The organism is Leclercia sp. UBA2479 (assembly GCF_002341985.1).
Classification (GTDB): Bacteria; Pseudomonadota; Gammaproteobacteria; order Enterobacterales; family Enterobacteriaceae; genus Enterobacter; species Enterobacter pneumoniae.
On record NZ_DDPB01000006.1, the window covers coordinates 133,132 to 157,241 of the forward strand.

General features: G+C 51.2%; 23 protein-coding genes and 3 tRNA genes. 12 read left to right on the plus strand and 14 right to left on the minus strand.

The features are described from left to right. From B3B59_RS05540 to B3B59_RS05550, 3 genes are all read right to left on the minus strand, one after another. Complete coding sequence (locus B3B59_RS05540; RefSeq protein WP_286808328.1) at positions 1–2,538, minus strand: fimbria/pilus outer membrane usher protein; 2,538 nt, start codon at positions 2,536–2,538, stop codon at positions 1–3. Positions 2,539–2,569: 31 nt separating this feature from the next. Further along, positions 2,570–3,265, minus strand: coding sequence for a fimbrial biogenesis chaperone (locus B3B59_RS05545; RefSeq protein WP_286808330.1), 696 nt, complete (start codon positions 3,263–3,265; stop codon positions 2,570–2,572). A 63-nt stretch (positions 3,266–3,328) separates the two neighbouring features. After that, a complete protein-coding gene (locus B3B59_RS05550; RefSeq protein ID WP_040077527.1) occupies positions 3,329–3,892 on the minus strand; it encodes a fimbrial protein in 564 nt (187 codons plus the stop codon). A 1,024-nt stretch (positions 3,893–4,916) separates the two neighbouring features. Between B3B59_RS05550 and B3B59_RS05555 the strand changes: the two genes are divergently transcribed. Next, positions 4,917–5,492: a transcriptional regulator gene (locus tag B3B59_RS05555; RefSeq protein ID WP_286808332.1), complete on the plus strand. Its 576-nt coding sequence runs from the start codon at positions 4,917–4,919 to the stop codon at positions 5,490–5,492. Positions 5,493–5,573: 81 nt separating this feature from the next. Here the strand turns inward: B3B59_RS05555 and epmB are convergent, their stop codons facing one another. Further along, entirely contained in the window at positions 5,574–6,602 is a 1,029-nt protein-coding gene (epmB, locus tag B3B59_RS05560) for an EF-P beta-lysylation protein EpmB (RefSeq protein ID WP_212478510.1), read from the minus strand. 40 nt (positions 6,603–6,642) lie between these two features. On the opposite strand from epmB, the gene efp reads away from it, so the two are divergent. From efp to ecnB, 3 genes are all read left to right on the plus strand, one after another. Further along, positions 6,643–7,209: an elongation factor P gene (gene efp, locus B3B59_RS05565; RefSeq protein ID WP_040077524.1), complete on the plus strand. Its 567-nt coding sequence runs from the start codon at positions 6,643–6,645 to the stop codon at positions 7,207–7,209. A 60-nt stretch (positions 7,210–7,269) separates the two neighbouring features. After that, positions 7,270–7,401 (plus strand): entericidin A/B family lipoprotein, encoded by a 132-nt coding sequence (locus tag B3B59_RS05570; RefSeq protein WP_072056347.1) that lies wholly within the window; start codon positions 7,270–7,272, stop codon positions 7,399–7,401. A 109-nt stretch (positions 7,402–7,510) separates the two neighbouring features. Then, positions 7,511–7,657, plus strand: a complete 147-nt coding sequence (gene ecnB / locus B3B59_RS05575) for a lipoprotein toxin entericidin B (protein ID WP_039055654.1) — start codon at positions 7,511–7,513, stop codon at positions 7,655–7,657. Positions 7,658–7,676: 19 nt separating this feature from the next. Here the strand turns inward: ecnB and B3B59_RS05580 are convergent, their stop codons facing one another. After that, on the minus strand, positions 7,677–8,291 hold the full coding sequence (locus B3B59_RS05580) for a helix-turn-helix transcriptional regulator (protein WP_207292850.1): 615 nt from the start codon (positions 8,289–8,291) through the stop codon (positions 7,677–7,679). Positions 8,292–8,559: 268 nt separating this feature from the next. Here B3B59_RS05580 and sugE point away from each other — a divergent pair, with 268 nt between their 5' ends. Then, the gene (gene sugE, locus B3B59_RS05585) at positions 8,560–8,877 is read left to right on the plus strand and encodes a quaternary ammonium compound efflux SMR transporter SugE (protein ID WP_040077522.1); all 318 of its coding nucleotides are present in this window, start codon (positions 8,560–8,562) and stop codon (positions 8,875–8,877) included. Here the strand turns inward: sugE and blc are convergent. From blc to frdA, 5 genes are all read right to left on the minus strand, one after another. Then, the gene (gene blc, locus B3B59_RS05590) at positions 8,874–9,404 is read right to left on the minus strand and encodes an outer membrane lipoprotein Blc (protein ID WP_040077521.1); all 531 of its coding nucleotides are present in this window, start codon (positions 9,402–9,404) and stop codon (positions 8,874–8,876) included. The genes sugE and blc overlap by 4 nt on opposite strands. A gap of 82 nt (positions 9,405–9,486) precedes the next feature. Further along, positions 9,487–9,846 (minus strand): fumarate reductase subunit FrdD, encoded by a 360-nt coding sequence (frdD, locus tag B3B59_RS05595; RefSeq protein WP_286808333.1) that lies wholly within the window; start codon positions 9,844–9,846, stop codon positions 9,487–9,489. A 10-nt stretch (positions 9,847–9,856) separates the two neighbouring features. Then, entirely contained in the window at positions 9,857–10,252 is a 396-nt protein-coding gene (frdC, locus tag B3B59_RS05600) for a fumarate reductase subunit FrdC (RefSeq protein ID WP_040077518.1), read from the minus strand. A gap of 10 nt (positions 10,253–10,262) precedes the next feature. Continuing rightward, positions 10,263–10,997 (minus strand): succinate dehydrogenase/fumarate reductase iron-sulfur subunit, encoded by a 735-nt coding sequence (locus B3B59_RS05605; protein ID WP_286783885.1) that lies wholly within the window; start codon positions 10,995–10,997, stop codon positions 10,263–10,265. Continuing rightward, complete coding sequence (frdA, locus tag B3B59_RS05610; RefSeq protein WP_263616674.1) at positions 10,990–12,780, minus strand: fumarate reductase (quinol) flavoprotein subunit; 1,791 nt, start codon at positions 12,778–12,780, stop codon at positions 10,990–10,992. The genes B3B59_RS05605 and frdA overlap by 8 nt, the downstream gene beginning before the upstream one ends. Before the next feature lie 309 nt (positions 12,781–13,089). Here frdA and epmA point away from each other — a divergent pair, with 309 nt between their 5' ends. Beyond that, positions 13,090–14,067, plus strand: a complete 978-nt coding sequence (gene epmA, locus B3B59_RS05615; protein ID WP_040077514.1) for an elongation factor P--(R)-beta-lysine ligase — start codon at positions 13,090–13,092, stop codon at positions 14,065–14,067. A 38-nt stretch (positions 14,068–14,105) separates the two neighbouring features. Here the strand turns inward: epmA and mscM are convergent, their stop codons facing one another. The 3 genes from mscM to rsgA all read right to left on the minus strand — a co-directional run bounded on the left by mscM (position 14,106) and on the right by rsgA (position 19,564). Then, entirely contained in the window at positions 14,106–17,429 is a 3,324-nt protein-coding gene (gene mscM, locus B3B59_RS05620) for a miniconductance mechanosensitive channel MscM (RefSeq protein ID WP_286808335.1), read from the minus strand. A gap of 16 nt (positions 17,430–17,445) precedes the next feature. Next, positions 17,446–18,414 (minus strand): archaetidylserine decarboxylase, encoded by a 969-nt coding sequence (gene asd, locus B3B59_RS05625; protein ID WP_040077511.1) that lies wholly within the window; start codon positions 18,412–18,414, stop codon positions 17,446–17,448. A gap of 97 nt (positions 18,415–18,511) precedes the next feature. Further along, positions 18,512–19,564 carry a small ribosomal subunit biogenesis GTPase RsgA gene (gene rsgA, locus B3B59_RS05630; protein WP_040077510.1) on the minus strand — a complete coding sequence of 351 codons (1,053 nt, stop codon included), beginning with the start codon at positions 19,562–19,564 and terminating at the stop codon, positions 18,512–18,514. 107 nt (positions 19,565–19,671) lie between these two features. Between rsgA and orn the strand changes: the two genes are divergently transcribed. The 4 genes from orn to B3B59_RS05650 all read left to right on the plus strand — a co-directional run bounded on the left by orn (position 19,672) and on the right by B3B59_RS05650 (position 20,714). Then, positions 19,672–20,217 (plus strand): oligoribonuclease, encoded by a 546-nt coding sequence (gene orn, locus B3B59_RS05635; protein ID WP_040077508.1) that lies wholly within the window; start codon positions 19,672–19,674, stop codon positions 20,215–20,217. 205 nt (positions 20,218–20,422) lie between these two features. Next, a tRNA-Gly gene (locus tag B3B59_RS05640) sits at positions 20,423–20,498 on the plus strand. Between the two features lie 32 nt (positions 20,499–20,530). Continuing rightward, positions 20,531–20,606, plus strand: a tRNA-Gly gene (locus B3B59_RS05645). 32 nt (positions 20,607–20,638) lie between these two features. Beyond that, positions 20,639–20,714 (plus strand) — tRNA-Gly (locus B3B59_RS05650). 268 nt (positions 20,715–20,982) lie between these two features. Here B3B59_RS05650 and queG read toward each other — a convergent pair. Then, positions 20,983–22,122, minus strand: coding sequence for a tRNA epoxyqueuosine(34) reductase QueG (gene queG / locus B3B59_RS05655; RefSeq protein WP_046886385.1), 1,140 nt, complete (start codon positions 22,120–22,122; stop codon positions 20,983–20,985). Between queG and nnr the strand changes: the two genes are divergently transcribed. Beyond that, positions 22,121–23,647 carry a bifunctional ADP-dependent NAD(P)H-hydrate dehydratase/NAD(P)H-hydrate epimerase gene (nnr, locus tag B3B59_RS05660; RefSeq protein WP_286808337.1) on the plus strand — a complete coding sequence of 509 codons (1,527 nt, stop codon included), beginning with the start codon at positions 22,121–22,123 and terminating at the stop codon, positions 23,645–23,647. The two genes, queG and nnr, sit on opposite strands and share 2 nt — an antisense overlap. Continuing rightward, positions 23,640–24,101, plus strand: coding sequence for a tRNA (adenosine(37)-N6)-threonylcarbamoyltransferase complex ATPase subunit type 1 TsaE (gene tsaE / locus B3B59_RS05665; RefSeq protein WP_207292856.1), 462 nt, complete (start codon positions 23,640–23,642; stop codon positions 24,099–24,101). Before nnr ends, tsaE begins: the two co-directional genes overlap by 8 nt. The last annotated feature ends 9 nt before the right edge of the window (positions 24,102–24,110 follow it).

Consider the following 24,110-nt stretch of genomic DNA (forward strand, 5'->3'; position numbering starts at 1 on the left):
TTAGCGGCAAACCACTGTTGTTTGCGCAATACTTCCTGTAACTGAAGCTAAATTATATGATGCGGTACACTGTTGATCTGCATTTGTACCCCATTTAGCATAAACCTCACCCGTGTCTTTCAGGCCTGACATGTAAACCATGCCTGCATCGGAAACGATACTGGCCTGGGCTTTAGGTGTGGCAGAGGAGGTTACCATTGCACCATAAGGGACGTCTGCACCTGATAGCTGTTTCAATATGAGGAATGCCCGACGGCCGATATTACCCTCGAAATCTGCGCTTACGATTGCGCCTCGGGTAGGTACCACTTTTTTCGACGTAACAGGTAATTCCATATTGTCGGCTAATGTTGTGCTGTCGAGTGTAATACCGGTTCTGCGATAAGGGCTGACGTAAGGAACGATGGCATATCCACGAGAATCAGTTTCAATTGTTGAATCAGACTCCAGCCGAACATGACTGAGCCCGGGAGCCTTAACCAATGCTGCAGTGTCTGACATTTCCTGTCCAAAGGTGATCCCATTCTCATGGAGCAAGACACCGCCACTGGCGCCATAGTTGATCTGTTGGCTACTGCTACTGTAACTGTAACCACCGTTAACTGAGCCTTTCGAGCCTTTGTACGAGCTGTAGACGCCTCCACTGGTACTGTCGCGGTTGCTATAACCTTGCTGAACGTTCCAGTCCAGCTGGTTGTTTTCTAATGCAACGCCATTTAATGAGACAAATTGTTCAGTCGATCCCGGGTTACTATTATTTAATTGATACGAAGCATAAGTGTTCGGCAACCAATCGGCTAACGGTACGGAGATGTTCAAAGAGAAAAGATGGTTGTCTTCTTTTATTTTATCGCTTTGGCTATTTTCCCAGCTATATCTGCTATAGCTGTAACCCACATAGTAGTTAATTCTTTTCCAGCCGCCATTATAGCCAATGCTTAATGACTGATTTTTACGGCTGCTATCCCAATAGTCTTCAAACAGACCGGTGACGGCAATATTCCCAAGGCCATCGCCGAGGCTTTGGTTTACCGTTAAGTTTGTTCTGTTACGCACTGAACGCGAAGTCCTTGATAGCGTGTCACTTACGTAAGTATCAAGAACCTCTGAGAGGGTATTAAAACCTTTAGTAGAATAGCGGTAGCCAGCTACCGTGATATTCGTACCGGTTTCAATGATATTTTTACCATAACGAATACGCCATGATTGACCTGAAGTTTTATCTTCATCTTTTCTTTTTGACCAGGCTTGGGTGATGTCCGCGGAGATTGCACCAATTTCGCCAAGGTTATGACCAATACCGAATACTAAAGACTTATATTTAGATGCCGCCTGCAAGCCCGTATAGAAGGTGGTGTTACTGAATGCCCCATAACTAACGGTTGCCTGAGTGAAAGGTGTTTCATCGGTATTGTTGTCATAAGGGCGGTATTTACCGCTCGTCACTTCATACTCGACTTGCCCTTCGCGAAGCATTAATGGCAGCGATGCAAATGGGACTATAAATTTTTGTTCTGTTCCATCTGCTTCTTCTACAGTTACATAGAGATCTCCGTTACCACCCGTAGCATACATATCATTAATTTCAAACGCGCCAGGAGAGACAAAAGCCTGATAGACCTGGTATCCGTTTTGTTTGACAACAACACGCGCATTGGTTTTTGCAATGCCTCGAATAACAGGAGCATAACCACGAACGCTTTCCGGTAACATATCGAGATCGGTGCTTAATTGTAAGCCAGTAAAAGGAACGCTATCAAAAATATTCGATAGAGATGAACTTTCACCTAATACCAGGGTGCTCTTCAGTGGCACAATACTTCTTTGCGCATATAAATAGACAGAATCCCATTCTGATTTATTGCCGTCAGTTTTACTCCATGCACCTAAATTACGGATTCGCCATGGACCAACGTTCAAACCTGACTGCAGGTTGAGATTGTAACTTTCATGCTCATTCTCAAAATCTTTACCACCGGTAAACTGGTAGTTGGCTAAAAGGCTAGTTATGCCCTCATCAAATTCTTCAACAGGTATTACGTCTTGCGCTATATGTGTTAATGCGGCTTGAGGTATGGATATATTTAATTGTTGCGTATTGAAGTTGAATTCAGCTTTGAAATCAGGAATAATATTTGTATTAGTGCAACCTTTAGTATCTTCCTTCAGATCAGGAAATGCACTCAGACGTAAGCCATAGGCAGAAAGCTTGGTTAGGCTGAGACAAGGAACGAGTGTAATCCCATCGTTTTTAGCGACTTCGACGAAATGTACTGTCGTTGTTTCGATGTACTCATTGTTGAGCATGACTTCAACGCGATATTCCCCAGGTGCCTGGGCATTCTGGGTTGCATATATCGATAAATCCGGCAACTTTGATGTGTCGTTTTGACCAACACTTCGTATGAATGCAGGATCAAAAAAATCACGAGCAGCAACATTGCCACTGAAGCCAATCAGTAATGCTGGCATCAGCGCCACAAATTTTTGGGATACTCCTGCTAGGATGTGCTCCCTTTTTTTTATGAATGCAGACATAGTTTCACCCTAACCGGTCAGAATTTTTAAGTTATATTGATGATGAATATTCCGGACCCGCGCTTCCATATTCGGTTGCGACGCTCCATGTGACTTTTCCTCCAGTTATCCCTGCTGGCAAGTCTGCTTGTTTTGATTCAAACGCCTCAATGTTAGGAATGTTATCGACCATTTCTTTTCCATTTATTTTCACTGATGTAAAATAAATGAAAAATGGAGTCGGGTTTTCAATGGTGATTTTTCCGTTACTTTTCCGCCATTTTATTTTCTTTGACTCTTCAATCACGGATAATTTTTGTATTGCTTTTGGACGATAGATCAATCGCATTCTGTGGCGAACCGCAAGCTGTAGCCTATTCTGACTCTCTGCGTCGTCACTGTTTGTTGGCGGAATCGACATTACGTTGAAATAAAATAATGTATCTCTGTCTTTTGCTGCAGATGAGATATGTGCATTGGGAAAAATGCGGACAGTGTTTTTCTGTTTACCCTCTAATCGAAAAAGAGGTGGGGTCACCATAAAAGCGGAGACTGTACTTGTACCTGATGCTTCAACCCATGATTTCATCAGGTAAGGTGTATCATCTTTGTTATCTAACTGGGCGCTGATTTCACGCGAGCCCTCTTTATAAAGATAACGAGTGGACTCGACAACCACGCCGCCATTAGCTACGAAACTGGTGGAGCAAATTAACATTGCCACTAATTTTAATAATGACTTGCGCATAATGTATTCTCAAAAAAATAAAAGCAAAACAAAAGGGCCTGCCGTAGCAGGCCCCTCAAACGATCAATAAGTAATAGTAAAGGTAGCAACACCTTTTACATCACCAGCAGTTACGCCAGTTGCAGTTTTAACATATGCTGCTTTATAACTCAGGATGGTTGGGCTACCGGCTTTATAAGCAACGGTTTTTGCTTCAGTACCATCGAATTTAACGCGGGTAGAGTCACCATTGATCAATGCGATACCTGTTTTCGCTGCAGGATTTGCTGCTTCGTTAGTCAGAATCTGAGGCTGACCTGAAACATAGTTACCTGCAACGTTCACAGTCAGATTACCTGTGTACGCATTGCCACCTTTCTTACAATCTTCAATTTTGTAAGTGATATCTTTTGCAGAGGCTAATACCGGAACGTTGGCAGCAGCGGCTTCCAGTACAGTTGCTTTGACGTTGTCCAGTACCACGGTACCACCGCTGATAGCACCAGCACCTGGGGTAACGTTACAGGATTCATCAGAGTTAGACACGGTACCGTGAATAACCAGTTGAGCTGTGTTGCCAGCTGCAAATGCCTGAGCGCTCAGAACTGTTGTTGCGGCGACTAAAACGGCGAGAATATTCTTTTTCATTTGTTTGTTCCATTCATATAAAACGACAGCAATCCTATTTAAGTAGCGGCTAATGCATGCGATTAGGCCTACCCTTTTGCTCCTGGGCACAAACCTTTCATCTATCGCCATGCGATGGTAATCAGAGGTCTATGCAACGAGAAAGCTGAGTAAATGTATTTCTTTTTATGTGTGTGCGCATATGAATTTGGTTGAATTAAATATCATGTTCACAGAAGTAGGGATCATTTAGTTTTTTTATAGATGGTAGATTCTGGTTATAGTCGCAAGATGAATTTAATTTTGTTGGTGAATTGTTTAGTTGTTAATAATCGGTCTTATCCTATTTGTATTGATTCTTATTAACTAAGAAGAATAATTTAACGTTGAATTAAGATATGTTTAGATGCAAGGCATTCTTCCCGCAAATAATTCATGTTCCAGTCATACTTTAGCGATGCGATAATGGAGGGCTTTAGCCACCTTATTGTTAGTTGTTTGAGTATCACAATAGGGTGCTTGTCGCCTTTGATGGATACGCTATTCAGAAAAATAACCTGCCATAACCTTCATAAATTCATAACAACTATCAGCATTCTCTTCCCTCTGACATCACATTGCCTGGTTAGCATTAGAAATCAATAAATCAGAATGAAATAGAACTACATTCGATTTTTCCGAGCCACACATCAATGCTGGGTTCCATGGGCTGCGGGGATTTGGATAAGACTTCTAAAGTATCCAACTACATGAATAGTATGATTTATTTATGTATTTGATAAACGGTACCATTGTTTAAGCTAACTTTATTCTCATTTCAGTATAATCAAAGAGTTAAAAATGATCTTAGACATGTTTTTTGGCTGCGAGTGGTATCTTTCATCGAATACGAAAATTATGATACGATATTCAACTGTTGTTTGTAGGTCATCATGAATCGGTAGGATTCATACATCAAAATCGTTGTGATGAAATGATTTCACAGGTGGTTGGGAATAACCGCTACGTTTTAACCGTCTTGACAGTAAAGGAAGGCTGAAAGGTTATGGCATATAATTTATTTCTAATAAATAAAGAAATTATATTCGATGTCAATTCATGCGAATTGAGAACGCTTAAACCTGATGGTACAAAGGTGACTCTTAATGCGCCAACTGCGCGTTGCTTGCAGCTCTTAATTGAAAATGGCGGAAAGGTTGTTTCACGCGATGATTTCCTGGAGCGCGTCTGGATGGCCAGAGGTATTGTTGTGTCACAGAATACCTTTTATCAAAATATTTCGTTATTAAGGAAATCCCTTAAAAAAGCAGGTTTGACTGATGAAATCATTGTTACTGTGCGCCGAAATGGGTTTATTCTTGCCCCAGGTACGCATCTGGAGATCGTTGAGGAGGAGGACAGTGAGAATACTATCCCATCAACGACTATCTCAGGACATGCTTCCATAAAAAGTCAGCCGGGTGCTCTCACAGGTTACAACGTTATGGACAATAACGCAGCGCCTTCAGGCTCTTCGGGCGTGATTTTGAAATTACCGAAATGGGTTATAGTACTTTTTGTTATTTTGATAGTCGCTGAGCTTATTTCCCTCATTATCAAACATTTTAAAATGTTATTTTAAGCTTATGGATATTTTAAGTTTAGAATTAGAGGGATTTGGATTCTTGTCCGGATAGAAAGGGATACCCGGACAACTATGATTTTAATGTTGCTTAAGGCCTAGATCGAGTGTCGTCTTACTAGGCTCTCCGCCTATTTCTCGCGTCAATTTGGGTACCAGATACCCAGAGATACTGGCCATCAACTCGCGCATGATCGCCCGCGCTTCACTATCACTCACCATAAAATGAGCCCCTCCCTGAACCTTGTCCAAAACATGGAGATAATAAGGGATGATTCCGGCATCAAACAGTTTGTTGCTTAGGGCCGCTAGCGTAAACGCATTATCATTGACACCACGCAACAAGACGCTCTGGTTGAGCAGTGTCACACCCGCTTTTCGTAGCCGTGCCATTGCTTGACTGAATTCTTCATCAATCTCATTGCCGTGGTTTATATGGTTCACGAGCAAGATTTGTAACGATGAGGCTGCAAAGCGTGCAACTAGCGGTTCTGTAATACGTGCCGGGATAACAATCGGCAAACGGCTATGAATCCGCAGCCGCTTAATATGTGGAATGCTCTCAAGCTGCGTCATCAGCCAATCCAGCTCATGGTCTTTCGCCATAAGCGGATCGCCGCCGGAGAAAATAATCTCATCCAGCTCCGGATGCTGGGTAATGTAATCCAGTGCACCTTGCCAGTTGCGCTTGTTGCCCTGATTATCAGCGTAAGGGAAGTGGCGACGGAAACAGTAGCGACAATTTACCGCGCAACCTCCTTTTACAAGCAGCAAAGCCCGATTGCGGTATTTGTGCAGCAAACCCGGCACGACGCTGTTCTGCTCGTCGAGGGGATCGGTGCTGTATCCCGGGGTAGAAATAAACTCTTCTTGAGAAGTAAGTACCTGTCTTAAAAGAGGATCGTTAGGATTGCCTTTCTCCATTCGCGCAACAAACGCGCGGGGGACACGCAGCGCAAAGAGGCGTCTTGCCTCTCTACCTGCAAGCAATGTTTCATCGGCGTCCAAATCTAAAAGACGAAGCAGTTCATCAGGACTGGTGATTACATCGGCAAGTTGCGATAACCAATCTTCTCTGGATGGGGTATTTAGGGTTACAATATGCGCCATTTTGTGGCTTAGCTACCAATTAACAATTTCAGAGGGCCTTATGGCGACTTACTATAGCAACGATTTTCGTGCCGGTCTCAAAATCATGATGGACGGCGAACCGTACGCGGTTGAAGCCAGTGAATTCGTTAAACCCGGCAAAGGTCAGGCATTCGCACGTGTTAAGCTGCGCCGCCTGCTGACGGGTACCCGTGTTGAGAAAACCTTCAAATCCACCGACTCTGCAGAAGGCGCAGATGTTGTCGATATGAACCTGACTTACCTGTACAACGATGGTGAGTTCTGGCACTTCATGAACAACGAAACCTTCGAGCAGCTGTCCGCTGATGCAAAAGCTATCGGTGATAACGGCAAATGGCTGCTGGATCAGGCTGAGTGCATCGTGACCCTGTGGAATGGCCAGCCAATCGCTGTCACTCCGCCGAACTTCGTTGAACTGGAAATTATCGAAACCGATCCAGGCCTGAAAGGTGATACCGCAGGTACAGGTGGCAAACCCGCTACGCTGTCTACTGGCGCAGTGGTTAAAGTTCCGCTGTTCGTACAGATCGGTGAAGTTATTAAAGTGGATACCCGCTCTGGCGAGTACGTATCCCGCGTCAAGTAATGCACTCTTGATCGAAGGCGCAGCGTTTGCTGCGCCTTATTTTTTTGAGGTTCAGGGAAGATGAAACGTAAAATCGCTCTCGTCTTGATGATGACTATCGCAGGCACTTTGCTGTGCGGATGCAATACCGCGCGCGGTGTTGGTGAGGATATTCAGGGCCTGGGCCACATCATTTCTCGCGCTGCCAGTTAATCTCTTCTCATTTATTCCTAAAATTTTTCCCTTTTCCGTCGAATGGCGCGATTTTGGCTATGCTTAAGTGGCTATACAAAAATAACTTTGGCTTAAAAAGGAAGAAATTATGGTTAAGAAAACAATTGCAGCGATCTTTTCTGTTCTGGTGCTTTCATCAGTTTTAACCGCCTGTAATACCACCCGTGGGGTTGGTGAGGATATTTCTGACGGTGGCAGCGCAATCTCTGGCGCCGCAACGAAAGCACAACAGTAATGCTGAACGGTACGGGGCTTCAGGTCACCGTACCGTCCAGTTGATGTTCAGGTAGTGATAAAAACGGCGAATACCGCGTATCCATATGTAGTTTCATACGAATATTTCGTTTGTAGGTGTACACGGTTTTGCCGTTAATACTCAGCTTGCTGGCAATCTTTTGATTACTGTCCCCCTCCATCCATAGCGATAACACTCTCTCTTCCTGTTTGGTCAATAATGGCGTCGCCATATACGCAGGCTCACATACTTCGTGAGTGGTGAGCGCGTCGTTAATGGTTTCGGATAGGGTGTCCAGAGCCGTGTTTTTTTGTAATGATGCCCAAACCGGGAAGCGCTGCATAAATGCAGACATCTCTGGCGCTTCGCCCGTATGCAAAGAGATAAAAGGAACATTTTCACTGGCCGCCATCAGAGGAGAGAGCTGCTCAAGATGGTGTATATCTGACTGAAAACCGTTTAAATCAGCAATAACCAGTGCCGGTTTCCACTGCAGGATATGCTCTTTGGCAAGAAAGAGGTTATTAAGACTGGTAACTAACAGGGAGTGTGGAAACAGCCCTGAATGATTGAGCCACTCTTCTAGCCCGGTGCGGGTGAAGTGACATCGGTCAATCAAAAGTATTTTGAACATATTATTTTCGCAATCGGTAAGAGGTGGCTACGATCTGCTCTCGGCAAGCCCCCCATCATAGGGAAGTCCGATGAGTGGTAAATGCCTGAACTTCGTAGCTAACAGCGCCTATTTCTTGCTTTTAAGCTCTCATTTATTCGCTGAATAAATATATTGAATTGTGAACCCATGCTCTTCACAATGAGAATGACCTATCTTTATGGGACGACCCATAAAGGCCTTATCATCGGGGACGGCCCCATACTGTTTTCTAAGTTAAGGAGCCCCTATGTCCTGGATTATTCTTTTTATTGCCGGCTTGCTGGAAGTGGTATGGGCCATTGGCCTGAAATATACCCATGGTTTTACCCGCCTGACTCCAAGCATCATCACTGTCTCCGCCATGATTATCAGTATTGTTTTGCTCTCCTGGGCGATGCGTTCGCTACCGGTAGGGACGGCCTACGCGGTGTGGACGGGTATCGGCGCGGTGGGCGCTGCTATCACAGGCATTTTGCTTCTGGGCGAGTCAGCGAGCCTGGCACGAATTGCCAGCCTCGCGTTGATCGTTGCCGGAATCATTGGGCTAAAACTCAGCACCCATTAGTGTGGCTGTTCAATCCACATTAATTTGCTGACGTCGAAACCCTGACGGGTCGCAACATCGAGGAGCTGCTGTTTCATCTCTGCCGTGACCGTTGGCGTACGAGACAGCAGCCAAAGATAGTTGCGATCCGGTCCGCATATCAGCGCATGCTGATAGTCTCGATCCAGTCCAATGACATTATACCCACCATAGAAGGGGCCAATGAAAGAGACTTTCAGCGCCCCTCTGCTCGGCGAGCCAGTAAAATAAGCTTTCCCTTTCACCTGCTGCCACATTCCACGCTCAGCGTTATAGCCCCGGTTGATGACCTGGATACCACCGTCGCGCATCGGGCTATAGTTTGCCGTCACTTTCTCTAATCCGCGTTCAAAACGGTGGTCGTAGCGGGCGATCTCATACCAGGTACCCAGGAAACGTTGGGCGTTAAAATTATTCACGACGGTGACGCCAGGCGGCGGGGTAGGGGTACTACAGGCAACAACCAGAAACGCAGCGGCAATAGCAGCGAAAGCAGGCAGGATGCGCATAGAGATGTCCTGAGAGGTTTTTGTTAAGTGTAGAGCCTGGCGAGAAATTTGCTCTCCTGCCGCGACAGGAGAGCGAGGATAATTACATAAATACGACAGCAACCAGCGTGACAACGGTCAGGATCGCCGCCAGACCATAAAATACCCACTTACCGTTTGGCACATGGATTTTCAGGTCGTGCATGGCATGATGGATACGGTGTAACCCACACCATAGCGGCAGAACGATCATCAGGAAGATGAAGACGCGACCGATTAAGCTGTGGGCAAAAGCGAGTACTCGCTCATAGCTCAGGGCATCACCAGGATACAGTCCCAGCGGCAGCATAATTCCCACCAGCAAGATAATCGCAGGCGCGATAATGGCGCACCACATGCCGCCTGCGCCAAATAGTCCCCAAAAGAGAGGTTCATCAGATCGTTTTGGATTTTGATTGATCATACTGGCCTCCTTACCAGAACAGGGCAACGCCAAGGATCACCACAGTCACAACGGCTGTGACTACCCAAAGCCCTTTGATCACAGGCTCTGGCCCCATTTTTTCGCCTTTGACGATAATGTTGGCCGCTTTAGGCGCCAGCTCAAACCAGGTTTTGGTATGTAGCAGCGCGGCCGCCAGCACAATGATATTTAGCAGCACCACTATGGGGTTTTGCAGGAAACCCACAAATCCGGCCCAGGATTCCGGACCGTGCTTCAGGGCAAACAGGCCGTACATCAGTTCAATGCTGAACCACACCGCGGGGACTGCCGTACCTTCGCGCAGCATGTAGAAGCGATAAAACGGCAGATTTTTCCACCAGGTGGACGGCACTGGCCGTATATAGGCTTTGCGTTTAGTCGTCATTACGCACTCCTTAGCGTGGTTTCAGGGTGGCGATAAGAAAGTCTTTCGAGCTTTCAACTTTACCCTGCTGGATAGCGGCGGCCGGGTCGACGTGCTTCGGACAGACTTCCGAGCAGTAACCCACAAACGTACAGGTCCAGACGCCGTTCTGGCCATTGAGCTGTGCCATACGCTCTTTTTTACCGCGATCGCGGCTGTCTTCGTTATAGCGGTGTGCCAGCGTGATGGCGGCCGGGCCGATGAACTCCGGATTCAGGCCAAACTGTGGGCAAGCAGCGTAACAGAGGCCGCAGTTGATGCAGCCGGAGAATTGATGGTATTTCGCCATCTGTGCCGGCGTTTGCACGTTCGGCCCCTGATCCGGGGTGCGTGGGTTACCAATGATGTACGGTTTAATTGCCTCCAGGCTTTCGATAAAGTGGGTCATATCGACAACCAGGTCGCGCTCGATCGGGAAGTTGCCCAGGGCTTCAACCCTGAGGCCTTTGGGGTAATCTCGCAGGAAGGTTTTACAGGCAAGCTTCGGCACTTTATTGACCATCATGCCGCATGAACCGCAAATCGCCATGCGACATGACCAGCGGTAGCTCAGGTCCGGGGCCAGATTATCTTTTATGTAACCGAGCGCATCCAGCAGGGAGGTTTGCTCGTCATAGGGCACTTCATAGAAAGCGCTGTGTGGTGCGGAATCCACTTCCGGGTTGTAGCGCACCACTTCAACTTTCAGCGTTTGCATCTCAGCCATTCGCCGTCTCCTTCTTATCGGCTGCTTCCGCTTCTGCACCGTACACACGCTTCGCCGGTGGCAGCGTAGTAATCTTCACATCGCTATAGTCCAGACGCGTTGTGCCGTCTGCATCGCGATAAGCGAGGGTATGCTTGAGGAAATTGACATCGTCGCGCTCGGTGCAGCCTTCATCCAGACGCTGATGCGCGCCGCGTGACTCTTTGCGCGCCATTGCCGAGTGAGCCATACATTCGGCTACGTTCAGGCCGTGGCCCAGCTCGATGGTGTACAGCAGGTCGGTATTGAACACGCTGGAGGTGTCGGTAATACGTACGCGTTTAAAACGCTCCTGGAGCTCCGCCAGCTTGTCGATGGTTTTCTGCATGAGCTCAGGTGTACGGTAGATGCCGCAGCCCTCTTCCATGGAGAGGCCCATCTCATCGCGGATCTTCGCCCAGTTTTCACTGCCTTCCTGGTTAACGAGCGCTTTCAGGCGTTTTTCGACATCCGCAGCCTGTGCATCCAGCGCGGCACTATTGGCCTCGCCTGAGGTTGCTGCTCGCGCCATCGCTTTTTCGCCTGCCATGCGGCCAAAGACTACCAGTTCGGCCAGCGAGTTGGACCCCAGACGGTTTGCCCCGTGCAGGCCTACAGAAGAGCATTCGCCCACGGCAAACAGCCCCTGAATTCGGGTTTCACACTGCTGATCGGTTTCAATGCCGCCCATGGTGTAGTGTGCTGTCGGGCGTACCGGAATGGGCTCTTTCACGGGGTCCACGCCCACGTAGGCTTTCGCCAGTTCACAAATGAACGGTAGGCGTTCAAGTAACTTTTTCTCGCCCAGGTGACGAAGATCCAGCCAGACCACATCGCCGCGCGGCGTCGGAACCGTGTTGCCTTTACGCCACTCGTGCCAGAATGCCTGAGACACCTTATCGCGTGGGCCAAGCTCCATATATTTATTCTTCGGCTCGCCGAGTGGAGTCTCAGGGCCCATGCCGTAATCTTGCAAATAACGGTAGCCATCTTTATTGACCAGGATCCCGCCTTCACCGCGGCAACCCTCCGTCATCAAAATGCCCGAACCCGGCAGGCCGGTAGGGTGATATTGCACAAATTCCATGTCACGCAGCGGCACGCCGTGGCTGAGCGCCATACCCATGCCATCGCCGGTAACGATGCCGCCATTGGTGTTGTAGCGATATACCCGGCCAGCACCCCCGGTCGCCATCACCACCGCATTCGCGCGGATCTGCACCAGCGTGCCTTCCATCATATTCATCGCCACCAGGCCGCGCGCGTGCCCGTCATCGACCAGAATATCCAGCACGAAGTGCTCATCGAAGCGGTGAATTTGTGGGAACTGGAGGGAGGTCTGGAAGAGGGTGTGAAGCATATGGAAGCCGGTCTTGTCGGCGGCAAACCAGGTGCGCTCAATCTTCATGCCACCAAAACGGCGCACATTGACGCTGCCGTCCGGGCGGCGGCTCCACGGGCAGCCCCACTGTTCCAGTTGCGTCATCTCGGTTGGGCAATGATGTACGAAATAATCGACGACATCCTGCTCGCAAAGCCAGTCGCCCCCGGCGACGGTGTCGTGAAAATGGTACTCAAAGCTATCATGATCCTGCGCAACGGCGGCAGAACCGCCTTCCGCGGCAACCGTATGGCTGCGCATGGGATAAACTTTGGAAATCAGAGCGATTTTGGCGTTCGGATTGGCCTGAGCTGCAGCAATTGCAGCGCGTAATCCTGCTCCGCCAGCGCCAACGATGGCGAGATCGGCTTGAAAGGTTTGCACGACATTCCTCCAGATATTGTTATTTCGCATCACGGCGACCATCAAGAGGGTTCTTTTCCGAATGGGCGGATGCAAAAACGATTCCACTGCTCCTTTATGGGTAAAGCAGTATAGCCGCACAGACGTGAGGGAAATTTGACGTGTTCGATTTTTTTGCGGTTCTACCGCGCGATTTATCATCGTGATTGATGAATTGCGACACGCAATTAATGTCCTAAATAAAAAATGGCTATTTCACTGTGCAAAATTTGTCTCCGCTCGGGGTAACGAGTAGACTTCGTCCCCTTGTCTGAAATCGGAGAAAATCTCATGAGCGAAACGGCCACCTGGCAGCCGAGCGCATCCATCCCAAACCTGTTAAAACGCGCAGCAATTATGGCGGAAATTCGCCGTTTCTTTGCCGATCGCGGTGTGCTGGAGGTGGAGACGCCCTGCATGAGTCAGGCGACGGTGACTGATATTCATCTGGTCCCGTTTGAAACCCGTTTTGTTGGACCTGGCCACTCTCAGGGGATGAACCTCTATCTGATGACCAGCCCGGAATACCACATGAAGCGCTTGCTGGCGGCGGGTTGTGGCCCGGTATTCCAGCTATGTCGTAGTTTCCGTAATGAAGAGATGGGACGTCATCACAACCCTGAGTTCACCATGCTGGAGTGGTACCGTCCGCATTACGATATGTATCGCCTGATGAACGAGGTGGATGATCTGCTGCAGCAGGTTCTGGAGTGTGCGGAAGCCGAAACGCTCTCTTATCAGCAAGCATTCCAGCGCTATCTGGAGATTGATCCTCTTTCAGCGGATAAAACCCAGCTACGTGAAGTGGCAGCCAAACTCGATCTGAGCAATGTGGCGGACACCGAAGAAGATCGCGATACCTTACTGCAGCTGCTGTTTGCCTTTGGCGTTGAGCCACAGATTGGTAAAGACCGCCCGACGTTCGTCTATCACTTCCCGGCAAGTCAGGCCTCGCTCGCGCAGATCAGCACCGAAGATCACCGCGTTGCGGAACGTTTTGAGGTCTATTACAAGGGCATTGAACTGGCGAATGGCTTCCACGAATTAACCGATGCTCGTGAACAGCAGCAACGTTTCGAGCAGGATAACCGCAAGCGCAATGCCCGCGGTCTTCCGCAGCAGCCTATTGATACTAACCTGCTGGACGCATTAACAGCCGGTCTTCCGGACTGTTCCGGCGTCGCGCTGGGCGTAGACCGTCTGGTGATGCTGGCGCTGGGCGCCGAGCAACTGGGCGACGTGATTGCCTTTACGGTCGATCGCGCGTAATTCTTTTTCACCCTCTCCCGCAGGAGAGGGTGAAGGCGTTACAAACTTCCCGCCGGACGGGAACGCGCCGCCGATGTCAAAGTTTTTCCCGTCTTACGCCCATCCAGACTTTCCAGACGCATCTGGAAAGGCGGGAACGGCATTTCCAGGCCATGCTCGCGGAAGCCAGCGAGGATCAGCTGGTGGATTTCATGACGCAACGGCATACGATGGCCCATTTCAGCGGCATAAATGCGCAGTTCAAAGATCTGTATCCCCTGCTGAAGGTCAACAAGGAAGACTTCCGGTTCCGGTGTGTTGATCACCAGCGAGCAGCGATCGGCCGCCGTATAGAGGATCTTCGTCACCTCTTCGCTGTCAGCATCGGAAGGGGCGGGCACGGTTAAGACCACACGCGTCACCGAATCCGACAGTGACCAGTTGATAAACTGCTCGGTGATGAACGCTTTATTCGGCACGATGATCTCTTTGCGATCCCAGTCGCTGATGGTGGTCGCGCGGGTATTGATCTTCGTAATACTGCCCGTCAAATCGCGGATCGTCACGGTATCGCCGATACGAATCGGTTTTTCGAACAGGATGATCAGGCCAGAAATGAAGTTGGCAAAAATCTCCTGCAAACCAAAGCCGAGCCCCACACCCAATGCGGCGACCAGCCACTGCAGTTTCGACCACTCAATACCAATCATCGAGAAACCGACCAGCCCACCCAGCAGCAGGATCAGGTATTTGGTGATGGTGGTAATGGCGTAGCCGGTGCCTGGCGTGAGATCCAGATGCTGCAGCAGGGCGAGTTCCAGCAGGGCAGGGAAGTTCCGTACCAGTTGGGTGGTGATAATCAGCACCAGAATTGCGATCAGAACGGCGCCAAGCGTGATGGGTTCAAGGCTCTCAACGCCCTGGACGGTTGAGGTGGCATCCCACAGGGAGATGTTCTCAAGGAAGCCAAACGCCGAGTGAATTTCAGACCACAACACGATCACTGACAGCAGGGCAATCAGCATCAGAATGGAACGCACCAGACGCAGAGACTGTGTACTGATGGCATCAAGGTCCAGCTCAACCTCATCAATCTCCGCGGTGCCTTCAGTGCTGGTGGTGTGCTGCGGTTCGTCCTCACCACGGGCGCGCTGAGCAAGAATTTCCGCGCGGCGATGTTTAGCCCGATCGAAAGCCAGACGCCGCCGCTGAATCAGCATCCAGCGACGGATAATGTGATACACCACCAGCAGCAAGAACCAGATGGCGACCGAAGTCTCAAGACGCGCCAGCAGGGCCTGTGCGGTAGCCAGATAGCCTACGGCAGAGGCCAGAATGGCAACCAGCGGAGCGCTGAGCAGCATATTCCAGAGCAGACGGTTAAACATATTGTCGCCGCTGCCGGTTTTATCGACATAGAGCGGGATCCCCGCACGTTTCAGGCTCAGGGTAACTATCGCCAGCGCACCACAAATCAAAATAAAGCACAGGCGGCCAAGCGAGCCAGAGAACTCTCGGTCGCTCAGGTTATCGAACATGATCAGCGCCATGATGAGCGGCACAATCAGCCCGATGCTCATCAGGTAGTAACGCATCGCTCGTGTGACGCGGTGACGCGGCCAGGCAAAGTGGGTAATAAAAAGCCCATTGGGTCTGGCAAATGTGGCGCAGATCATAACAACCCATAGCAGCGGTACCGTGGCGGTTACCCCATCGCCGATCGCTACGGCCAGCGGATAAGGCCAGGCTTCACGCAGGCCGTAACCCAGCGTCATCCACAGCACCGGCAAGGGTGACGCCACCAGGATAGACCAAAACACGGTGCGCAGAGTGAGCCAGAAATGGTCTTGCGTCACTTTCCCGACTTTAGCGCTAGAACGTTCCAGGAAGCGAGTAAAGTGGCGGCGGGAGTAGATACTGCATCCGACCAGAATCAGCGCCCCCAGCAGCGGGAATATGGTCTCCTTGCTGGTCAGCATCATGATGCTGGCTTTGCCGAGTTGATTGACAGTATCCAGCGAGATGAGGCGCCGTAAATCCTGCACAATTTCAATCGGCCAGGAGATGGTCATTGGGCGTACGTCAGACGTCCAGAACAGATAGCGGTGGGTCGCCTCGTTCACCTCTTTTAGCGCATCTTCGAGCTGGCTGTTAGACACCTTCAGCTTGGTTAGCTCCAGAATCAGGGTATCACCACCCTGTAAAAGCGAGTTCAGCAGTTCGCGCTGAGTACGCAACTGGGCTTCCAGAATGCGGTTCTGCTCGGCTGTCAGCGGCGCGCCGTCGGCCTGGCGGATCTGACGTAGCTGCGGCTGTTTGTTGAGTTGATCCTCATAGCGCAAACGCTGCACTCGCAGCTGCGCCAGCTCGGTATCAAGCTGCTGTGGTTTCGGCATTTCAGGCAGACGTGCCACTTGGGCACGCAGGGCTTCGCCAAGCAGATTCGACGATCCCAGCCACTGAGACTGTTCGCGCAGGGTATTTAGCGCCTGGCGTACCTGTAAAGTTTGATTGGTGGCCTGACGCTGCTGCGATGCGACCAGATCCATCCGCTGGGCCTGCTGGTTAAGGGCAGCCGACAGTTCACGGTTTACTTTGAACTGGGCGATCAGGTCCGGTGGCAAGTTGGCGCTGTTTTCAGCCAGCAGTTCTGTGCTCTCCAGCGCGCGTTCTGCTTCGCGCTGGCGCTGGCTATTTAACTGATTACGTAGGGCCTGTAAGTAGCCATCAAGCTGTTGGCTCTGCTTCTGCGCAAGCTCAGAGCGCATGCGCGCCAGTTCCTGACGGTTATTCGCAGACAGCTGTGCCAGCTCAAGTTCATCCACCAGCGCTTTGAGTTTGGCGGACTCGGCCTGAATGGCGATATTTTGCGCCTGACTCTGTGCTGTGTTGCCGGCTTGTGTTCCTACGCGACGCTCAACGTCATTAAGCTGTCGGCGGGCGTCGGTTTGCTGTTGCGGCAGTTGGTTCAGGGAGTCGCCAATTTCACGGGCGCGCTCTTGCTCTTGCTGCGCCTGACGGCTTTTTTCCAGCAGTTGGCTACTGACCTGCAGGATCTCCTGATTGAGGGCGTCGGTGGTCATTCCCACTGGCACCTCACGCGGTTCATCGCGCAGGTTATTCAGCTGAGAGCGTAACGTCTGAGAGAGTTTGGGGAAGTTATCGATAACCTGCTGATATTGCTGAGCGCGCTCGAGGGAACCTTTACGCTCCTCGAGGGCGTTCAGTGCGGTCTGGAGTGCCTCAACGGCTTCAGGCTGCGCGGGTTTAGCCGCTTTCGCCTGCTCCAGCTCCTGGGTTATCTGTTTGGCATCAGGGGCCGTCGCAGCGTACGCCCCCGTACTGAGGCACCAGGCCATCAGAAAAATGATAATCGGGCGCACGTCAGCGGTCCTTTAATTAGCTTTCAGCTTTCTTATCGTCAACAAGCGGGCTGGCGTCAAGTTCAGCGGCAATCTCTTCCTCAGCAAGCGGGGCAGGTTCCGCGTCCGGCGTAACGAAGGTCTCGGTAGAGAGGGCTAACGGTTGGCCAATCTTCGTTACGGAGAGGCTCTGCAACGACTCGACCAGATCCACCTTGCCCGGTGCGAACAGGTTGATAACGGTCGAGCCGAGCTTGAAGCGACCCATCTCCTGGCCTTTCAGCAGAGCGACGGAACCTTCGCTTTCACCTTCAGGCCATGTCCAGCGCTTGATCACGCCTTCACGCGGTGGCGTGATGGTGCCAGCCCAGACGGTTTCAATGCTGCCCACAATGGTCGCACCGACTAAAATCTGCGCCATGGGGCCAAATTCAGTATCAAACAGGCAAATGACGCGCTCGTTACGGGCGAACAAATTCGGTACGTTCTGCGCGGTCAGGTGGTTAACGGAAAAGAGGTCGCCCGGTACGTAGATCATTTCGCGCAGAATACCGTTACAGGGCATATGCACACGGTGGTAGTCGCGCGGTGACAGGTAAGTGGTCACGAAAGAGCCATTGCGGAACTTGTCAGCCATCAGGTAGTTACCTGCCAGCAGTGCTTCCATGCTGTAGTTATGGCCTTTCGCCTGCAAAATCTTATCTTCTTCGATTTTACCTAACTGGCTGATGACCCCATCGGCAGGCATGACCAGGACATTTGGGTCGGTATTCAGTGGGCGAACTTCGTCGCGCAGCGGGCGAACAAAGAAGTCGTTGAAGGTGCGGTAGCTGGCTGTATCCGGCTTCTGCGCCTCTTTCATGTCGACCTTGTAATATTTTACGAACAGGTCGATTACCAGCTTTGTTAGCCAGCCCGCTCGTTTGCTCGCGCCCCAGCCCGCCAGGCGAGTGAGCCACAGTTTTGGCAGAATGTATTGAAGCGAAAGTTTAAATGAGTTTAACAAGGTAGCCTCCAGGCCATTGTTTTGTCGTTCCTGATCCGGCTGTTAACAGCCGGAACCTGAAAATGGGGGACGATTTTAGCGACGCTAAGCTTAGTTGTCAGTCATCAGATTCAGAAAAGCTTTTACGCGTTTTTACCTGAGACATGCTTTCGAGAATGCGGTGATAGTTTTCGAAACGGGTCTCCGCAATGTCACCGTTTTCGACCGCTTCGCGAATTGCGCAGCCAGGGTCGTTATCATGCTTGCAGTCGCGGTATTTACAAGCGCCTAAATAGTCATGGAATTCGACAAATCCGTTAAAGATTTGTTCCGGCTCGAGGTGCCATAAACCGAATTCGCGCACGCCAGGCGAGTCAATCACGTCGCCGCCGTGAGGGAAGTGATACAGGCGTGAGGCAGTAGTGGTATGTTGGCCAAGTCCGGAGACATCAGAGACATCATTGGTCAGGATCTCTTTCTGCAGCCCCAGTAAGTTATTTAGCAGGCTCGATTTACCCACGCCTGATTGCCCGGCAAAGATACTGATGCGGTCAGTCAACGCTTCTTCCAGCGGTAACAGTCCATCTTTTTTATGGCTGGAGACCATCAGTACCCGATAGCCAATCTTGCGGTAAATATCCATTTGTTCGTTCACGAACGCCATGCCTTCGTCGTCGAGCAGATCGATTTTATTCAGTACGATCAACGGCTCAACTTGCAAGGTTTCGCAGGCCACCAGATAGCGGTCGATGATATTCAACGACAGCTCAGGCAAAATGGCCGAAACGATGACGATCTGATTGATATTGGCAGCGATCGGCTTAACGCCGTCGTAGAAATCAGGGCGCGTCAGCACCGACGTGCGCTCATGTACCGCCTCTACGATGCCTTTTACCAGCACCCCTTCCGCTGCCACTTTGCCTGGACGCCAGACGACGCGATCGCCGGTAACCAGCGAACGGATGGTGCGACGAATATTGCAGCGGTGCACGCTGCCGTCTTCAGATTCCACATCGGCGTGCATACCAAAGCGGCTAATAACCGTGCCTTCAGCCGTATCGCCAAACAGGTTGTCATCGTAGTCGGCTTTCTCCGCAGTGGTTTTAAGACGACGCTGGTGATTGGCTTTCACCCGGCGCTGCTGCCCCTTGGAGAGTTTATTTTTACTCAATCGTGCTGGCTCCTGGTCGCCCGTAACGGGCAAAACCTCTATGATACACACTAATCAATACTAGTTAACCTGCCGCGGCGGGTTATGCGAGAAGGGTGGAAAATAACATGAGCGCGGATGAAAATAACCTGATTTGGATCGATCTTGAGATGACCGGGCTGGATCCCGAGCGTGATCGCATCATTGAGATTGCGACCCTGGTCACCGATGCGAACCTCAATATCCTGGCGGAAGGGCCGACCATTGCGGTTCATCAAAGCGACGAACAGCTGGCGCTGATGGATGACTGGAACGTGCGCACCCATACCGGCAGCGGGCTAGTGGATCGTGTCAAAGCCAGTAACCAGGGCGATCGCGAAGCGGAACTGGCCACCATTGAATTTCTGAAACAGTGGGTACCTGCAGGTAAATCGCCTATCTGTGGCAATAGCATCGGGCAGGATCGCCGTTTTCTTTTTAAATATATGCCGGAACTGGAATCGTACTTCCATTACCGTTATCTGGACGTCAGCACCTTGAAAGAGCTGGCGCGTCGCTGGAAACCTGAAATCCTGGATGGCTTCAAGAAGCAGGGCACGCACCAGGCAATGGACGATATTCGTGAGTCAGTGGCGGAGCTGGCATACTATCGCGAACACTTTATTCAGCTCTGATTCAGGGCGTTGCCGGGTAGTGCTTGTGCCTTACCCGGCCGTCAGAAGGGCTGCATGGTGTAAAAACGCGCAAAGCGATGAATATTCCATCACTTGAACTGAATTTCTAAAAAAACGCTTTGAGGGGGGTTGCAGCTAAAAGGATTTCTCGTATAATGCGCCTCCCGTAACGACAGGATTTATTCGTTACGACAGCAACAGATTTGCGGGAATAGCTCAGTTGGTAGAGCACGACCTTGCCAAGGTCGGGGTCGCGAGTTCGAGTCTCGTTTCCCGCTCCAAAATTTGTTCGCTACGCAGTAAGACCACCCAAGCGGGAATAGCTCAGTTGGTAGAGCACGACCTTGCCAAGGTCGGGGTCGCGAGTTCGAGTCTCGTTTCCCGCTCCAAAATTTGTTCGCTACACAGTAAGACCACCCAAGCGGGAATAGCTCAGTTGGTAGAGCACGACCTTGCCAAGGTCGGGGTCGCGAGTTCGAGTCTCGTTTCCCGCTCCAAATTTTCTCTCCTCTTAGATATCCACAGCGAGAACCCTCGCCGCGGGTGATTTGTGTTGTTTCTGAAAAACTTTCCTCAACAGACTTATCCACAGGTTTGTTCGATTTGCGTCAATATGTAAAAACTTCGCCTGGTGAATAGTATCTTTATAACTCACTGAAATTCCGTAATAAAATTTCATTTCAAAATGTTATGGCGATCTCTTGACCTGTAAGCTACCCATGATGATTCCTCGGTTTTTAATTTTATTCACAGGGTGTGAATATATCACGCATCCCGCGGTAACCCTTTTTCGATCACCCTTACAAGGCGTTGTTTTTGCGGTAGCTGCACTTCGATAACGCACGCATTCCGCTTCTCAATCTGCTGCGCAACCGCCCATTCGATGTGTTCATCGAGAAGTGGGTGCTCACCTCTACGACTTTCCAGCGCCTGAATATTCGCCTCGCTCCAGGGGGCATTGCCCAGCGCCACTGCGACATTTCGCAGCCAGCGTAAATGGCCGATGCGGCGAATAGCCGAACCTTCCGTCACCTTTAAGAACCAGGCTTCGCTCCAGGCAAACAGTTCGACAAGCGGTGGGGCATGTAGCGCCTTACGCGGGCTGAAATCATCTTCATCCGTTAACTGTGAATAGCGGTTCCAGGGGCAGATCAACTGGCAATCATCGCAGCCGTAAATACGGTTGCCGATAAGCGGTCGGAACTCTTCAGGGATGGCCCCTTCCAGTTCGATGGTGAGATAAGAGATACAGCGGCGGGCATCCACCGTGTAGGGCTCAACAATCGCTCCCGTAGGGCAGATGGTCATGCAGGCCACACAGCGACCGCAGCCCTCTTCAACCGGGCTATCCACCGGGAGAGGGAGATCGATCAGTAACTCACCTAAAAAAAAGAACGAACCGGCATCACGGCTCAGGATAAGTGAGTGCTTACCAGTCCAGCCGAGGCCGGCTTTTTCCGCAAGCGGGCGCTCAAGAATAGGCGCAGAGTCGACAAAGGGTCTAAAATTCAGCGAATCGCAATGCTGCTGAATGATCTCGCCCAGTTTTTTTAGCCGGTTACGCAGAAGCTTATGATAATCACGCCCCAGGGCATAACGGCTCACGTAACCTAATGTTGGATCTTTCAGCGTGCGGGCAAATGCCGCATTAGCGGGAAGGTAGTTCATGCGTACGCTAATTACGCGCAGGGTACCCGGTAAGAGTTCATGCGGACGGGCACGCATCATGCCGTGTCGCGCCATCCACTCCATTTCGCCGTGGTATTGTTTATCCAGCCATGCCTGCAGTTTTGGCTCGCTGGCAGAGAGATCGGTATCCGTGATGCCGACTTTCTGAAAGCCAAGCTCGGCGCCCCACTGTTTAATATTTAGCGCTAACTGATTGAGATCGAGGGGCTGTGACATGACGGACCATACTGTGAAGAAAAACCCCGCAAGTATACCACATTCCATCTGGCCTGCGGATGACCTCCGTCGCGCCGAAAAAGAGGCTGCTGATAGCCTTGGCATTACCCTTTATGAGCTGATGCAGCGCGCGGGCGAGGCGGCGTTTACCGTGGCGCGTGAAGCCTGGCCGGATGCAGCACACTGGCTCATCCTTTGCGGGCACGGCAACAACGGCGGCGATGGCTACGTGGTGGCCCGGCTGGCGCTTGCCGCCGGGTTTAGCGTCACGCTGCTGGCATTAGAGAGCGACAACCCTTTACCGGAAGAAGCCCAGGCGGCAAGGGACGCCTGGCTTAATGCGGGCGGTGTCATTCATGCTCCCGACGTATGCTGGCCAGAAGAGGTCGATCTGATCATTGATGGGCTGCTTGGTACCGGGCTTCGCAGCGCGCCGCGCGACCCGGTTGCCGCGCTGATTGACCATGCTAATGCGAATCCCGCGCCCGTGATGGCGCTCGATATTCCCTCGGGATTACTGGCTCAGACGGGGGCCACACCCGGAGCGGTCATTCAGGCTGCCCGGACGGTGACCTTTATCGCGCTAAAACCCGGTCTGTTGACGGGCAAAGCGCGGGACGTAGTCGGCAAGCTTCACCATAGCGCCCTCGGGCTAGACGCGTGGCTGGCAGGGCAGGAGACGGCAATGACCCGCTTTGAGGCCAGTCAGTTGTCAGACTGGCTGGCACCGCGTCGGGCGACCTCGCAAAAAGGGGACCACGGTAAGCTGGTGATTATCGGTGGCGATCACGGTACGGCGGGGGCGATACGGATGACGGGTGAGGCTGCCCTGCGTGCAGGTGCAGGTCTGGTACGCGTGCTGACGCGCGCAGAGAACATCGCGCCTATTATCACTGCCCGGCCAGAGCTGATGCTGCATGAACTGACCGCGCACTCACTGGAAGAGAGCCTCGCCTGGGCGGATGTCGTGGTGATAGGACCCGGGCTCGGCCAGCAAGCATGGGGCAAACAGGCGCTGCAGAAAGTTGAAAACGTCCGGAAACCGATGCTCTGGGATGCCGACGCGCTGAACCTTCTGGCAATCAATCCGGATAAACGTCACAATCGCATCCTGACGCCACACCCTGGCGAGGCCGCGCGGCTGCTAAATTGCAGCATCGCAGAAATTGAAAGCGATCGCTTACTTTCTGCGCAACGTCTGGTACAACGTTACGGTGGTGTTGTCGTTTTAAAAGGGGCGGGAACCGTTGTAGCCTGTGAATCAGGCGCGCTGGGCATTGTTGATGCCGGCAATGCGGGCATGGCGAGCGGCGGTATGGGGGATGTACTCTCCGGTATTATCGGTGCGTTGCTCGGACAAAAACTCCCCCTTTACGATGCCGCCTGCGCGGGTTGTGTAGCCCATGGCGCAGCAGCCGACAAACTTGCCGTTCAGTACGGCACGCGCGGTATGCTGGCCACCGATCTTTTTGACACGCTGCGGCGTGTTGTAAACCCGAATGTGATTGATGTAGAAAATGACTAATCGAGTGATTCCATTACCTGACGAGCAGGCCACTTTAGCACTGGGTAAACGTCTGGCAGAGGCTTGCCAGGGCGCAACGGTGATTTATCTGTATGGCGATCTGGGCGCGGGGAAAACGACCTTTAGCCGCGGTTTTTTACAGGCGCTAGGCCACAAGGGTAACGTAAAAAGTCCCACTTACACCCTGGTTGAGCCCTACACGCTTGAAAATTTAATGGTTTACCATTTCGATCTGTACCGTCTTGCGGATCCCGAGGAGCTGGAATTTATGGGGATCCGCGACTATTTTGCCAACGACGCCATTTGCCTGGTGGAGTGGCCGCAACAAGGTGCGGGTGTCTTGCCTGACCCGGATGTCGAAATCCACTTAGATTACCAGGCGCAAGGGCGTGAGGCTCGCATCAGCGCAGTCTCCTCATCAGGCAGTTCCCTACTGGCGCGTTTAGCCGGTTAAGCGAAGGGA